This window comes from Nonomuraea sp. NPDC049725, from assembly GCF_040674795.1.
Taxonomy (GTDB): Bacteria; Actinomycetota; Actinomycetes; order Streptosporangiales; family Streptosporangiaceae; genus Nonomuraea; species Nonomuraea ceibae.
Map to the genome: position 1 here is coordinate 62,353 of NZ_JBFANJ010000012.1, position 13,191 is coordinate 75,543.

General features: G+C 75.4%; 12 protein-coding genes. 4 read left to right on the forward strand and 8 right to left on the reverse strand.

Annotation, left to right across the window (positions count from 1 at the left end):
- Window positions 1–123: 123 nt before the first annotated feature.
- Window positions 124–1,026 (forward strand): aminoglycoside phosphotransferase family protein, encoded by a 903-nt coding sequence (locus AB0J53_RS29255; RefSeq protein ID WP_364178344.1) that lies wholly within the window; start codon window positions 124–126, stop codon window positions 1,024–1,026.
- A gap of 15 nt (window positions 1,027–1,041) precedes the next feature.
- Here the strand turns inward: AB0J53_RS29255 and AB0J53_RS29260 are convergent, their stop codons facing one another.
- Window positions 1,042–1,965 (reverse strand): RNA polymerase sigma-70 factor, encoded by a 924-nt coding sequence (locus tag AB0J53_RS29260; protein WP_364178347.1) that lies wholly within the window; start codon window positions 1,963–1,965, stop codon window positions 1,042–1,044.
- Between the two features lie 205 nt (window positions 1,966–2,170).
- On the opposite strand from AB0J53_RS29260, the gene AB0J53_RS29265 reads away from it, so the two are divergent.
- From AB0J53_RS29265 to AB0J53_RS29275, 3 genes are read left to right on the forward strand one after another with little or no spacing between them, the layout of a single operon-like run.
- On the forward strand, window positions 2,171–2,668 hold the full coding sequence (locus AB0J53_RS29265) for a carboxymuconolactone decarboxylase family protein (protein WP_219503680.1): 498 nt from the start codon (window positions 2,171–2,173) through the stop codon (window positions 2,666–2,668).
- A 14-nt stretch (window positions 2,669–2,682) separates the two neighbouring features.
- Entirely contained in the window at window positions 2,683–3,438 is a 756-nt protein-coding gene (locus AB0J53_RS29270) for an NAD(P)H-binding protein (RefSeq protein WP_364178351.1), read from the forward strand.
- Window positions 3,439–3,472: 34 nt separating this feature from the next.
- Window positions 3,473–4,663: a cytochrome P450 gene (locus tag AB0J53_RS29275; RefSeq protein ID WP_364178354.1), complete on the forward strand. Its 1,191-nt coding sequence runs from the start codon at window positions 3,473–3,475 to the stop codon at window positions 4,661–4,663.
- 27 nt (window positions 4,664–4,690) lie between these two features.
- Here AB0J53_RS29275 and menC read toward each other — a convergent pair whose 3' ends face one another.
- From menC to AB0J53_RS29310, 7 genes are read right to left on the reverse strand one after another with little or no spacing between them, the layout of a single operon-like run.
- A complete protein-coding gene (gene menC / locus AB0J53_RS29280) occupies window positions 4,691–5,803 on the reverse strand; it encodes an o-succinylbenzoate synthase (RefSeq protein WP_364178357.1) in 1,113 nt (370 codons plus the stop codon).
- Complete coding sequence (locus tag AB0J53_RS29285) at window positions 5,800–6,582, reverse strand: GNAT family N-acetyltransferase (RefSeq protein WP_364178360.1); 783 nt, start codon at window positions 6,580–6,582, stop codon at window positions 5,800–5,802. The genes menC and AB0J53_RS29285 overlap by 4 nt, the downstream gene beginning before the upstream one ends.
- 54 nt (window positions 6,583–6,636) lie before the next feature.
- Window positions 6,637–8,205, reverse strand: a complete 1,569-nt coding sequence (locus AB0J53_RS29290) for a helix-turn-helix domain-containing protein (RefSeq protein WP_364178363.1) — start codon at window positions 8,203–8,205, stop codon at window positions 6,637–6,639.
- Window positions 8,202–9,746: a D-aminoacylase gene (locus AB0J53_RS29295; protein ID WP_364178366.1), complete on the reverse strand. Its 1,545-nt coding sequence runs from the start codon at window positions 9,744–9,746 to the stop codon at window positions 8,202–8,204. The genes AB0J53_RS29290 and AB0J53_RS29295 overlap by 4 nt, the downstream gene beginning before the upstream one ends.
- 14 nt (window positions 9,747–9,760) lie before the next feature.
- On the reverse strand, window positions 9,761–11,449 hold the full coding sequence (locus AB0J53_RS29300) for an ABC transporter ATP-binding protein (RefSeq protein WP_364178369.1): 1,689 nt from the start codon (window positions 11,447–11,449) through the stop codon (window positions 9,761–9,763).
- Window positions 11,446–12,240, reverse strand: a complete 795-nt coding sequence (locus AB0J53_RS29305; RefSeq protein WP_364178372.1) for an ABC transporter permease — start codon at window positions 12,238–12,240, stop codon at window positions 11,446–11,448. Before AB0J53_RS29305 ends, AB0J53_RS29300 begins: the two co-directional genes overlap by 4 nt.
- Complete coding sequence (locus AB0J53_RS29310) at window positions 12,237–13,190, reverse strand: ABC transporter permease (protein ID WP_364178375.1); 954 nt, start codon at window positions 13,188–13,190, stop codon at window positions 12,237–12,239. Before AB0J53_RS29310 ends, AB0J53_RS29305 begins: the two co-directional genes overlap by 4 nt.
- Between the last annotated feature and the right edge of the window lies 1 nt (window position 13,191).

Here is a 13,191-nt window from a genome sequence, read left to right on the forward strand (position 1 = left end):
ACCGGTGCCCCCGGCCGCTGATGTCACGGCCCGGCCGGGCGCACCGCCTGGAGCGGTTCGGAGCCGCCGGGAACGGCGGCGCGACGGCGGAACCGATGCGGTGTTTGAGTACTGTGGCTGCGCATGACGGAAACGGAGATCGAGATCACCGCGGACCTGGTCCGCGACCTGCTGCGGGAGCAGCATCCGGACCTGGCGGGGCTGGCCGTGCGCGAGGTGGCGGGCGGCTGGGGCAACCAGATGTGGCGTCTCGGGGACGAGCTGGCCGTGCGCATGCAGCGGATGGACCCCACTCCGGAGCTCCAGCTCAAGGAGCGGCGATGGCTGCCCGTGCTGGCCCCGCGCCTGCCGCTCCCGGTGCCGGCCCCGGTGCGGTCCGGCGAGCCGTCCGAGCGTTTCCCCAAGCACTGGACCGTGATGACGTGGGTTCCCGGCGAGCCGCTGGACCACGGCACGATCAGCCGCGGCGCCCACGCGGCCGACGCGCTGGCGGGCTTCCTGCGGGCGCTGCACGTGGAGGCCCCCGCCGACGCGCCGATGGCCACGGACCGCCGCGGCCACCCCCGGGACCGCACGGCCGGCTTCGAGGAGTTCCTGCAGGCCCTCGACCCCGATGCCGTCGGTGACGCGAGCGCCGTGCGGGACGTCTGGGCCGACGCCGTCGCGGCCCCGGAGTGGGCGGGCCCGCCGGTGTGGGTGCACGGCGACCTGCATCCCGCGAACGTCGTCGTCACGGACGGCACGCTCTCGGGCGTCATCGACTTCGGTGACCTGTTCGCCGGCGATCCGGCCTGGGACCTCGCCGCCGCGTGGGTGCTGCTGCCCTCGGGCGCCGCCGCACGCTTCTTCGACAGCTACGGGCGCGCCGACGAGGCGGCGATCCGGCGCGCCCGCGGGCTGGCCGCCGGGAAGAGCCTCTTCCTGATGCTCATGGGGCAGAACGGGGACCGGGGCCTGCCCGGCGGCAAGCCGCACTGGGGACCCGCGGGCCGGGCGGCACTCGATCGCGTCCTGAAGGGCGTCTGACGCGCGCCTCCCGGCTCAGCGGCTCACGATCGTCTGCCGCTCGATCCGGGACAGCTTCTCCGGGTTGCGCACGTGGTAGGCGCCGGTGACGTAGCCGTTCTCCAGCCGCACCGCCACCACGCCGTCGATCTCGCCGTTGAGCCGGATGAGCAGCCCCGGGCCGCCGTTGATCTGCACCAGCTCGGCCGTCCTGTCCGCGTCGCGCCGCCACCAGCCGCCGGCCAGCAGGCGGGCCACCTTGCCGGCCCCCACGACGGGGCGCAGCAGGGCGTGCCTGACGCCGCCGCCGTCGCTCAGCGCGACGACGTCCGGCGCGAGGATGTCGAGCAGGCTCTGCAGCTCGCCGGTCTCGACCGCCCGCTGGAAGGCCCGGAGCGCGGCCCGGTGCTCGGCGGGGGAGCCGGTGCCCCGGGGTCGCCGCGCGGCGACGTGCGCCCGCGCCCGGTAGGCGAGCTGCCGGACCGCGGCCGGGCTCTTGCCGACGGCCTCGGCGATCTCGTCGTAGTCCAGGTCGAACACCTCGCGCAGCACGAACACCGCCCGTTCGACCGGCTGCAGCGTCTCCAGCACCAGCAGCATCGCCATCGAGACGCTGTCGGCCAGCTCGACGTCCTCGGCCACGTCGGGCGCGGTCAGCAACGGCTCGGGCAGCCACGGCCCGACGTAGGACTCCTTGCGCCGCCCGAGCGCGCGCAGCCGGTCCAGCGCCTGCCGGGTGACGATCCGCACCAGGTAGGCGCGCTGCTCCCGCACGCTGTCAAGGTCGACGTCCACCCAGCGCAGCCAGGTCTCCTGGAGGACGTCCTCGGCGTCGGCGGCCGAGCCCAGCATCTCGTACGCGACCGTGAACAGCAGGTTGCGGTGGGCGACGAACACCTCGGTGGCGGGCTCCACCCGGTCGGGCCCGCCGGGCCGCCCTGCTGCCGTCCGTCCGCTCATGCCTGGCCCCTGCCTGTCCGCACTCAGCTCTACCACACGCACAGGACGCTGCCGAAGGCCGTTCCGTAACACCCGCGGGCGGTGGTCCAGGTCACAGGCCAGGGCTGTTACGGAGCCCGGGCGGCCGGCGTCTCGTGGTCGTCAGGACGCCGTACGGACGAGCCGTGCGGTACGCGAGCCGAGTCCGCGAAGGGAAAGCCTCACCATGTCCGGACCCACGACGACCGATCTCCGGTCGCGCATGCCCAACCCGCTGCCGTTCGTCCCCGAGCTGGCGGAGGTCGGCGGAGCCCTGCACAAGGTCATCAAGAACGGGTCGATCCCGCAGGTCACCGTCCACCTGCTGCAACTGCGCGCCGGGCAGCTGCTCGGCAGCACGTACTTCACGATCAGGGAGACCGGGAACCTCCGCCGGGAGGGGGAGCCGGAGGAGCGCATCACCGCCGTGGCCACCTGGCGGGACGCCACCTGCTTCACCGACGCCGAGCGGGTCGCGCTGGAGCTGGTCGAGGCCGTGCTCACGCCGAACCCGTCGGGCGAGCGCGTCCCCGACGAGCTGTACGCCAGGGCGGCGGCCCTCTATGACGACAAGGCGCTGTGGACGCTCGTCATGGCGATCGCCCACATCGGCTTCTTCACCCCCGCCGCCCTGATCGCCAAGCCGATCCCCGGCATGCCCCCCGGCCAGAACTACCACGTGTGAGAGAGGCGTACAGCATGAGCATCACCAGGATCGCGGTGGCGGGGGCGACCGGGCGGCTGGGCCGCCACGTCGTCGACGTGCTCACCGAACGGGGGCACGAGGTCGTGCCGATGTCCCGGGCCACCGGCGTCGACGTGATCACCGGCGCCGGTCTGGCCGACGCGCTCACCGGGGTGGAGGTCGTCGTCGACGTCGCCTCGTGGCACGCCTCCGACGAGGAGGCGGCGACGGAGTTCTTCCGCGCCTCGGCCCGCAACCTGCACGAGTACGGGCGGCAGGCGGGGGTCGCCCGGATCGCCGTGGCGTCCATCATCGGCGTCGACAGGGCCACCGCCGGATTCCTCGCCGCCAAGAAGACGCACGAGGAGCTGCTGCTGTCCGGCCCGCTTCCCGTCCGGATCCTGCGCGCGGCGCAGTTCCACGAGTTCGTCGGCCAGCTCCTGGACTGGCAGCAGGGCGACGTCGCCTACGTCCCGGCCCTGCCCACCCAGCTCGTGGCCTGCCGCGCCGTGGCCGAGGAGCTGGCCGGCCTGGCCCTCGGCCCCGAGCCGGACCCGGGCGCGCCGATCCCCGAGATCGCCGGGCCTCGCAGGGAGATCCTGGCGGAGGCGGCCGCGCTCCTCGGCGCCCGCCGGGGCGTCAAGGTCGTCGGCGTCGACGGCGCGGGCATGCCCGACGCGGAGATCGCCGCCGAGGGCGCGTTCCTGCCCGGCCCGCACGCCAAGCTCGCCGGGCCCAGCTTCCAGGAATGGCTCGGCGCCCAGCCCTGAGCCGCCAGGCGATCATCCGAAGAAGGGACACACGATGACGCAAGCACCACAACTGCCGCCGCACATGCGGCGGAACGGGTTCGACCCGGCCGAGGAGCTGGCCAAGGCCCGCGACGAGGGCGTGACGCTGGTCGAGACGCCGTTCGGCCCGCCCGCGTACCTGGTCTGCCGTTACGACGACGTCCGCCGGGTGCTGTCGGACCCGGCCCGGTTCAGCAGCGCCCTGACGCCGTTCCCGGGCGCCGGGCAGCTGGACGCCGACGAGCTGGCCAGGATGCGGGCCGGGCAGCTCATCGGTTTCGACCCGCCGGAGCACACGCGGCTGCGGCGGATGCTCACCCCGGAGTTCACGGTGCGCCGCATGCGCAGGCTGGAGCCGCGGATCACCGAGATCGTCCAGGCGGCCCTGGACGACCTGGAGAACGCCGGCAAACCGGCCGACCTGGTGGCGCACTTCGCGCTGCCGGTGCCGTCGCTGGTGATCTGCGAGCTGCTGGGCGTGCCGTACGCCGATCGGACCGACTTCCAGGAGCGGTCCGTGCGCATGCTGGACACCTCCCTGCCGATGGAGGAGCGCGTCGCGGCGCAGCGCGAGGACCGCGCGTACATGGCCTCCCTGGTGGCCCGCGCGCAGGCGGACCCGGGCGAGGACATGCTCGGCATGCTGGTGCGCGAGCACGGCGGCGACCTCGGCACCGACGAGCTGGTCGGCATCGCCTCGCTGCTGCTGGTCGCCGGGCACGAGACGACCTCGAACATGCTCGCCCTGGGCGCCCTCGCCCTGCTGCGGCACCCGGACCAGCTCGCCCTGGTCCGCGACGATCCCGCGCACGTCGAGCCCGCCGTCGAGGAGCTGCTGCGCTGGCTGTCCATCGTGCAGGCGCTGCCGCCGCGCACGACCACGACGGACGTGGAGATCGCCGGGCAGGTCGTCCCGGCGGGCTCGCTGGTGATCTGCTCGCTGCCCGCCGCCAACCGCGACCCCGCCTTCGCCGGCGACCCCGGCGCCCTCGACGTCACCCGGGGGGCCGCCGGGCACGTCGCCTTCGGGCACGGCGTGCACCACTGCCTCGGGGCGCCGCTGGCGCGGATGGAGATGCGCATCGCCTTCCCGGCCCTGCTGCGTCGCTTCCCCGGCCTCGCCCTGGCCGGGCCGTACGACGGGGTGTCCTTCCGGGCGTTCAGCATCGTGTACGGGCTGAACGCGCTGCCGGTGACGTGGTGAACGGGCGGCGCGGGCCGTCCGGGTGAGTCAGGCGGGGACCGGGATCCACTCCGAGGCCGTGGTGGCGGCGCCGAGGTCGTCCGGGTCGGGCGTGACGCCCAGGCCGGGGCCGGTCGGCACCGCCATCGTCCCGTCGTCGCCGAGCGTGAACGGCGCGGTGATGTCGCGCCGGTAGTAGCGCTCGGTCGCCGAGATGTCGCCCGGCAGCGTGAACCCCGGCAGGCCGGCCAGCGCCAGGTTCCCCGCCCGGCCCAGCCCCGTCTCCAGCATGCCGCCGCACCACACGGGCACCCCGCTGGCGCGGGCCACGTCGTGGATCCGCCGCGCCTCCAGGTAGCCGCCGACCCGGCCGGGCTTGATGTTGATGATCGAGCAGGCGCCCTGCCGGATGGCCTCGGCCGCCTCGGCGGCGCTGGTGATGCTCTCGTCCAGGCAGATCGGGGTGTCCACGCGGGCGGCGAGCGCGGCGTGGCTGCGCAGGTCGCCGGGCGCGAACGGCTGCTCGATGAGCGCGAGCCCGAAGGCGTCCAGCCGGGCCAGGTGCCGCAGGTCGGCGGGGGAGTAGGCGGTGTTGGCGTCGACCGTGAGCATGGTGGCCGGGCCGAACGTCTCGCGGACCGCGCGGACCGGCTCCAGGTCCCAGCCGGGCTCGATCTTCAGCTTGATCCGGGCGTAGCCGCTGGTCAGGTGCTTGTCCACGGTTTCGAGCAGGGTGTCGAGGCCGTCCACGATGCCCACGGAGACGCCGACGGCGACCCGGGAGCGCACCCCGCCCAGGTGGTCGGCGAGCGCGGTGTTCCGGGCGCGCAGCCAGCAGTCGAGCACCGCCATCTCCACGGCGGACTTGGCCATCGGGTGGCCGCGCAGGTGGGCGAGCGCCTCGGCCACGTCCGCCGGTCGCAGGTCGCCCCCGGCCAGGGCGGGGACGACGAAGCGCCGGACGAAGCCGGCCGCGCCGTGCAGGTGTTCGGCGGAGTAGGTGGGGTCGTCCTCGGCCACGCACTCGCCCCAGCCCTCGCCCTCGTCGCTCACCACCCGCAGCACCAGCGCGTTGCGGGTGGTCTGCGTGCCGAGCGAGGTGCGGAACGGGGTGACGAGCGGCAGCGCGACCTGGCGCAGTTCGATGCCGTCGAGCCTCATCGCGTCTCCCCCTCCGCCAGCAGGTACCAGCCGGTGCGGGTGAAGCCGGTGACCCGGTAGCCCAGGTCGAGGGCGCCGCCGAGGCCCGCGTGCAGGGCCTCGCGCCAGCGCCGCGCCCCGGCCGGGTCGTCGGCGCGCAGCCGTTCGACGTCGGGCGGCGTCGCGCAGCGCAGCAGCGGCGCCCCGGCGGGCTCGCGCACGGCGCCCGTCTCGTCGACGATCGTCCGGAACGTCGCGCCGGACTGCTCGTGCGGCGCGCCCCCGCTGACGGGCCAGGTGACGAACAGCCGGTGGGACGGGCCGCCGTCGTTGAGCCCGTCGCTCATCGGGCCGTAGAAGTCGGGCAGGTACGCGGTCACGCGGGCGCCGAGCCGGGCCAGGTTGAAGAAGGCGTTGCGGCGCACGAGCGGGTCGAAGGTCCATGAGACGGTGGTTAGGCCGCGGTCGGCGGCCCAGGCGCGCTGGTGCTCCTTGAGCGCCCGGCCGACGCCGTGCCCGCGCGCCGGGGCCGCCACTCCGGCGACGTGGGAGTGCAGGCTGCTCCCGGCGGCCAGGAACCCGGCCGCCACCCCCACGAGCTCGCCGTCGAGGTAGGCGCCGCCCACGTAGCAGCCGGCGTGGGAGAAGGCGCACAGCAGGTCGAGGGCGATCGGCGGGTCGTCGCCGGGCCGGGTCTCCCAGACGCCGCGCAGCAGGCTGGCGGCGCGCTGGAGCTCGGGGGTGCCGTGCAGGGTGCGGACCCGCACCCCGGTGGGGGCGGTGGTCAGAAGTTCGGCCATGGCCCACAGCATCGCGCCCGCCGGGGCGCGCGGCGTTGGCGCTGACGCCGAACTTCACGGCACCGGTTTTGTGTCGCCGTTCAGCCGGAGTTGCAGGGCCAGGACCAGGCGGGTGTCGGGCTCGTCGAGCGGGACCAGCTCGCCGATGCGGCGCAGCCGGTACCGCAGCGTGTTGGGGTGCACCGACAGCAGCTCGGCCGCGCGGGGCACGTCGTAGTGGGCGGCGATCCACACCGACAGGCTGTGCACGAACCGGGTGCCGTGCCGGGCGTCGTGCGCGGCGATCAGCGCCAGGGGCTCGCCGCGCAGGCTGCCGTTGGCGCGCAGCGCGCCGTCGAGGTCGGTGAGGAACAGCGCCGCCGACAGCTCCTCGTGGGTGCCGACCGGCTCGTCGGCGAAGCGCCCGCACAGCGCGCGCAGCGCCTCCTCGGCCTGGCGGGCGCTGGTCCGCAGCGTGGCGACGCCGTCGGAGGTGCGGCCGATGCCGGCCTTCCAGCCGCCGCCCAGCCGCTCGCCGACGCGGGCGAGCGTGTCGGCGGTGATGCGGCGCAGCAGCGGCGTGCACGCCTCGGCGGCCACCACCGCGTGCGCCCGCCCGTCCACGACGCCGGTGACGGCCCGGATCCGGTACGCCAGATACGTGGTGCGCAGCAGGTCGGCGGCGTGCGAGGCGGCGAACACGTCGGCGGTGCCGTTGGCGGGGCCGAGCGACACCACGGTCAGCGGCTCGCCCGGCGACAGCCCGAAGGAGGCGGCCAGCTCGTCCACCGCGCCCATGCCGCGCAGCAGCCAGCCCAGGCACTCGTCGCGCCGCCGCCGCGCCTCGTCGGCGGCCAGGTTGATGCGCGCCAGGTGGGGGGCCGCGGCGGCGGCGGCCTCGGCGAGCACCGCCGCCGCGTCGGAGGTCAGCGGCTCCTCCGCCTGGACGGCCCAGATCGTGCCGAGCGCCTCGCCGTGGGAGCGGACCGCGATGGCCAGGCGGGGGTAGAACTCGCGCGGCTCGTAACTCCAGACGGCGCCGTCGGCGCGCATGACGGCGGCGTACTCCTCGGTGTTGGTGGGGTGCTCGGGCACCCGGCGGCCGAGGATGCCCTCGCGGCGCAGCTCGTCGATCGGCTGGCCCTCGACGGCGGAGTAGGCGAGCACGCGCATGGCCACGTCCTCGATGGCGACCGCGCCGCCGACCCGGATCGCCACCTCGTTGGCCAGCGCGAACAGGTCACCGGCCCGCGCGCCGCCGGGGTCGCCGGCCGGGGCGACGACGGCCAGCAGCGCGTCGACCAGCGTGTAGAGCTGCCCCCACGACAGCTCGGGCGGCGCGGCCAGCAGCGCGGCGCCCGAGGCGGAGGCGGCGGCGGTCAGCGCCTCCAGGTCGGCGCCGCCGGGCTTGACGACGACGGCTGCCACGCGGCTCTCGCCCGCGCGGGCCACCGTCTCGGCCGTCGGGCGGCCCGTCACCAGCAGGACGGCCCCGTCCAGGCCGGCCATCTGCTCCTCCGGCTCGTAGATGACCGGGGCCCCGGCCAGGGGCCGCCGCCCGTTCGGCAGGACGAGCGGCCGGATCACGTCCGGGCCGAGGCTGTCGATCAGCACGCCGAGGGTGACCCGGCCGCGGGCGGTCACGGCCGGCCCCGCCGAAGCACGCGGCCGTGCCGGCCGCCGGTCGGCTCGCCGTCGGCGACGGCCTGGCGCCCGGCCAGGAACACGTGGACGACGCCGGTGGGGCGCACGTCCGGCTGCTCGTAGGTGCCGGCGTGGCCGATCGTCTCCGGGTCGAACACGCACACGTCGGCGACGGCGCCGGGGCCCAGCCAGCCGCGTCCCACCAGGCCGAACTGCGCCGCCGCGGCGGAGGTCACCTTGCGCACGGCGGTCTCCATGGGGACGACCTTCTCCTCGCGGACGTAGCGGCCGAGGAAGGTGGGGAACGTGCCGAACGTGCGCGGATGGTTCGGGCCGACGGGCGGCCCGCCGTCGGAGCCGATCGACACCAGCGGGTCGGCCAGGAAGGCACGCAGGTCACCCTCGTGCATCGTGTGGAAGACCCCGGCCGCCGCCGGGTCGGCCGCCAGCAGGTCGCACAGCGCGTTCCACGGATCGCCGCCGAGGTCGGCCAGCCGCTTCCCGGCCACGCGCGGGTCGCGGTGGGTGAGGATCTGCACGTCGGCCGGGTGCAGCTCGCGCCAGAGACCGACGCCGATCCCGGTGCCGGGGCTCTCGGCCAGCGCACGCAGCCGGACCCGCTCGCCCGGGTCGGCCAGCCGCGCCAGCAGCGCGTCCTCGCCGCCCTCGCAGGCGACCGGCGGCAGCACGGCCACCAGCCCGGTGCCGAACGCCAGGTACGGGTAGACGTCGGCGCGCACGTCCACCCCGGCGGCGCGGGCCCGGGTGAGCTTCTCCAGCACCAGCGCGGACGCGCCGTGCACGGCCCGGCCCGACGCCTTGCAGTGCGAGACGTGCAGCCGGATGCGCGCCCCGGCGGCCACGGCGATCGCCTCGTCGAGCGCGTCGGCCAGCCCCTCGCTCTCGCTGCGCATGTGCGTGGCGTAGGTCAGCTCCCACCGCTTGGCCACCAGCGCGAGCGCGACCAGCTCGTCCACCCCGGCGTAAGCCCCGGGCACGTACTCCAGGCCGCTCGACAGGCCGTACGCGCCCGCCTCGAACGCCTCGGCCGCCATCGCGCGCATCCGGTCGAGCTGCGTCGCGGTGATCTCGGCGGACATGCCGGCGGCGGCCAGCCGCAGCGTGTTGTGGCCGGTCAGCACGGCGAGGTTGTTGGCCGTCCCGGCGGCCTCGGCGGCGTCCAGGTATTCGCGCATGGTGGAGAACGCCGCGCCGGCCAGCACGGACGGGGTGAAGCCGCTCGCGTCGCCGCGCACCGGGGCGCAGGAGAACCCGCAGTTGCCGATGATCTCCGTGGTGACCCCTTGCAGCAGCTTGAACGGCTGCGGCTCGGACAGGAAGGGCACCGTGTCGGAGTGGCTGTGCGGGTCGACGAAGCCGGGGGCCACGACGAGCCCGGTCACGTCGAGCTCCCGCCGGGCGGGCCCGAGGCCGGTGCCGACGGCGACCACGCGGCCGTCGTGGATGGCGACGTCCGCCGTCCTGGCGCGGCCACCGAGCCCGTCGTGGACCGTTCCGTGGCGAAGCAGCAGGTCATGCATGATCGAAGGCTCCCTTATCCACCATCGCTGGCGCTAGCTACCGAAGTATGAGAATCCGTAAGAACGGGCACCGATCGCAGAAGCCGGCGCGTGTAGTCGTGCGCGGGCGCGTCCAGCACCGCGTCCGCCTCCCCGGCCTCCACCACCTCGCCCCGCGACAGCACCACCAGCCGGTCGGCCATCTGCCGCACCACGGCCAGGTCGTGGGTGATGAACAGCATGGCCGTGCCGATCCGGCGCAGCAGCTCCAGCACGTGCGCCTGCACCGACACGTCCAGCGACGCCACGGGCTCGTCGCAGATCAGCAGCGACGGGCGCACGGCCAGCGCGCGGGCGATGGCCACCCGCTGCCGCTCGCCGCCCGACAGCGCCGCCGGCCGCCGCCCGGCGTAGGAGGCGGGCAGCCCGACCTCCTCCAGCAGCTCGGCCACGGTCGGCCGGGTCTCCGGCGCGCCCTGCCCCGCCGCCTCGGCCAGCGCCGCGCCCACGGTCATCGCCGGGTTCAGCGACGTGGACGGGTCCTGGAACACGCACTGCACCAGCCGGTGGCGCGGCCCGTCCCCGGCCAGCTCGACCGTGCCGGAGTCGGGCGTGACCAGCCCCAGCACGCAGCGCGCCAGCGTGGTCTTGCCCGACCCCGAACCGCCCACGACGCCGACCGTCTCGCCCTGGCGCACCTCCAGGCCCACGCCGCCGAGCGCCACGTGGGAGCCGTACGCCTTGCGCAGGCCGGACACCCGCAGCACCGGCGGGCCGGACGCCTGGCGGCGGGCACCCGTACCGGGCGGGGCCGGCCGGGGGCGCACCTGCGTGACGCAGGCGGTCAGCCGCCCCGACGGCAGCGCGCGCAGCGGCGGCCTGGCCTCCACGCAGGCGGCCTCCGCCTGGTCGCACCGGGCGGCGAACGCGCACGCCCCGGTCACCTCCCCGGCCGGGGGCACGCCGCCGGGGATGCCCTCCAGCCGGGCCAGCCGCCGCTCCACCGTCGGCACCGCCGCCAGCAGCCGCGCCGTGTACGGGTGCGCCGCGGCCCGGCCCAGCTCGGCGGCCGGGCCGTGCTCGACGATGCGGCCGGCGTACATGACGGCCACCCGGTCGCACAGCTCGAACGCCACCCGCAGGTCGTGCGTGATGAGCAGCACGCCCATGTCACGCGCCCGCTGCACCCGCCGGACGAGCTGCAGGATCTCGTGCTGGGTGGTGGCGTCGAGCGCGGTCGTCGGCTCGTCGGCGATCAGCAGCTCCGGGTCGCCGGCCAGCGCGGCGGCCAGCGCCACCCGCTGCCGCATGCCGCCCGACAGCTGGAACGGGTGCCGCCGCGCCACCGACGGGTCGTCGATGCCGACCTCGGCCAGCCGTTCGGCGATCGGCACGCGCGAGCGCGACGACTCGGCGATGTGCGCGCCCGCCGTCAGCAGCGGGTTGAGCATGGCGAACGGGTCCTGCATGAGCAGCGACAGCCGCCGCCCGCGCACGGTGCGCCATACCCGCTCGGGCGCGCCGATCAGCTCCCTGCCGTCGAGCGTGATGGAGCCCGTCGCCCGCAGGCCCCGGGGCAGCAGCCCGGCCATCGCGCGGGCGGTCAGCGACTTGCCGCTCCCGGACTCGCCGACCAGGCCCACGGTCTCGCCCGGCGAGACCTCCAGGTCCACCCCGTCGACGATCAGCCCGGTCCCGGAGACGCGCAGGCCGGTCACCTTCATCGGCCGGCTCCTTTCGACATCGACTCGAACGCCCGGTCGCCCAGCAGCGTCGCCGCGCAGGCGACCACGGTGATGAGCGCGGCCGGGGCGATCGAGGCCCACGGGTTGAGGTCCAGGAGCTGCCGGTTCTCCTCGACCATGAGCCCCCAGTCCGGGGTGCCGGCCGGCAGGCCGATGCCCAGGAACGACAGCCCGGCCAGCGCGACCAGCGCCCCGGTGAAGCTGAGCAGCGCGTTGGCCACCACGGTCGGCGCCAGGTTGGGCAGCAGGTGGCGGAACATGATCCGGCCCGGCCGCAGTCCGAGCGTGCGCGCCGCCTCGGCGTAGGCCAGCTCCCGCTGGGCCAGCGTCAGGCTGCGCACCACCCGGATGTCGCCCGGCGTGAACAGCACGGCCATGGCCAGCACCGCCCACCCGTAGCCGCCGCCGAGCACGCCCACGAGCACGATCAGCACGAGCAGGCCCGGCATGGCGATCGCCAGGTCCACGACCCGCATGAGCACCGCGTCCACCCAGCCCCGGTGGTAGCCGCTCACCAGCCCGAGCGCGGTGCCGAGCACGGTGGTGAACAGCGCGACCAGCACCGGCCAGAACAGCGCCGAGCGGGCCCCGGTCAGCAGCCGCGACAGCACGTCACGGCCCAGGTCGTCGGTGCCCAGCCAGTGGGCGGCGCTCGGCCCGGCCGCGCTCAGCGCCAGGTCCTGCGCGGCCGGGTCGTACGGCGCCAGCCAGGGCCCGGCCAGCGCGGCCACCGCCGCCAGGCCGAGAATCGTCACCAGCACGGCCCTCATGACGCTGCCCCCTGCCGCACGCGCGGGTCGACCACCAGGTAGGCCAGGTCGATCAGCAGGTTGACGACGACCACGATGACGCCGCCGAGCAGCACCAGCGCCTGCACCACCGGGATGTCCTTCTGGCCGACGGCGCCGATCAGCAGCGACCCCAGCCCGTGCAGGCCGAACGCCTGCTCCACGAAGACCGACCCGGTCAGGTTGGCCGCCAGCAGCAGCCCGCCCACGGTCAGCACCGGCAGGGCGGCGTTGCGCAGCGCGTAACTCGTCCACACGCGCCGCCTGGGCAGGCCGCGGGCGCGGGCGAAGGTGAGGAAGTCGGAGGCGGCCAGGTCCAGCGCCGCCGCCCGCATCTGCCGGACCACCAGCGCGGCCTGCGCCGCCGCCAGCGCGATCGCGGGCAGCGTGAGATGCGTGATCCGCTCGGCGAACGTGTCGCCCACGCCGAACACCGGGAACCAGCCGAGCTGGACGGCGAACCCGTACAGCAGCAGGATGCTCAGCGCGAACGACGGGATCGACAGCGCGGCCAGCGCGCCGAGCGTGATGCCCTGGTCGAGCCGCCCGCCGCGGCGCATCGCGGCCAGCAGCCCGGCCGGGACGCCGACGGCGACGGTGAGCGCCAGCGCGTAGGCGGCCAGGCTCGCGGTGACCGGCAGCCGGTCGGCGATGACGCTCACCACCGGCTCCCGGGAGTAGATCGACGTGCCGAAGTCGCCCTGGAGGGCGTCGCCCAGCCAGCGCGCGTACCGGACCGGGAACGGGTCGTCCAGGTGATACTGCTCGCGGATGGCCGCCCGGGTCTCCGGCGTGGACGGCCGCCCGCCGAGCAGCACCTGTTCCGGCCCGCCCGGCGAGGCCAGCAGCAGCCCGTACGTGAGCATCGACAGCACGCCCAGCAGCAGGACGGCGGCGCCGAGCCGGCGGCCGAGGAGCTTGAGCAGCGCCATG

What these genes read in the sequence shown, in the direction of transcription:
- AB0J53_RS29295 (WP_364178366.1), bottom strand. Translation starts at nt 9,746, where the DNA reads ATGCATGACCTGCTGCTTCGCCACGGAACGGTCCACGACGGGCTCGGT.
- AB0J53_RS29270 (WP_364178351.1), top strand. Translation starts at nt 2,683, where the DNA reads ATGAGCATCACCAGGATCGCGGTGGCGGGGGCGACCGGGCGGCTGGGC.
- AB0J53_RS29300 (WP_364178369.1), bottom strand. Translation starts at nt 11,449, where the DNA reads ATGAAGGTGACCGGCCTGCGCGTCTCCGGGACCGGGCTGATCGTCGAC.
- AB0J53_RS29255 (WP_364178344.1), top strand. Translation starts at nt 124, where the DNA reads ATGACGGAAACGGAGATCGAGATCACCGCGGACCTGGTCCGCGACCTG.
- AB0J53_RS29310 (WP_364178375.1), bottom strand. Translation starts at nt 13,190, where the DNA reads ATGGCGCTGCTCAAGCTCCTCGGCCGCCGGCTCGGCGCCGCCGTCCTG.
- AB0J53_RS29285 (WP_364178360.1), bottom strand. Translation starts at nt 6,582, where the DNA reads ATGGCCGAACTTCTGACCACCGCCCCCACCGGGGTGCGGGTCCGCACC.
- AB0J53_RS29265 (WP_219503680.1), top strand. Translation starts at nt 2,171, where the DNA reads ATGTCCGGACCCACGACGACCGATCTCCGGTCGCGCATGCCCAACCCG.
- menC (WP_364178357.1), bottom strand. Translation starts at nt 5,803, where the DNA reads ATGAGGCTCGACGGCATCGAACTGCGCCAGGTCGCGCTGCCGCTCGTC.
- AB0J53_RS29305 (WP_364178372.1), bottom strand. Translation starts at nt 12,240, where the DNA reads ATGAGGGCCGTGCTGGTGACGATTCTCGGCCTGGCGGCGGTGGCCGCG.
- AB0J53_RS29260 (WP_364178347.1), bottom strand. Translation starts at nt 1,965, where the DNA reads ATGAGCGGACGGACGGCAGCAGGGCGGCCCGGCGGGCCCGACCGGGTG.
- AB0J53_RS29275 (WP_364178354.1), top strand. Translation starts at nt 3,473, where the DNA reads ATGACGCAAGCACCACAACTGCCGCCGCACATGCGGCGGAACGGGTTC.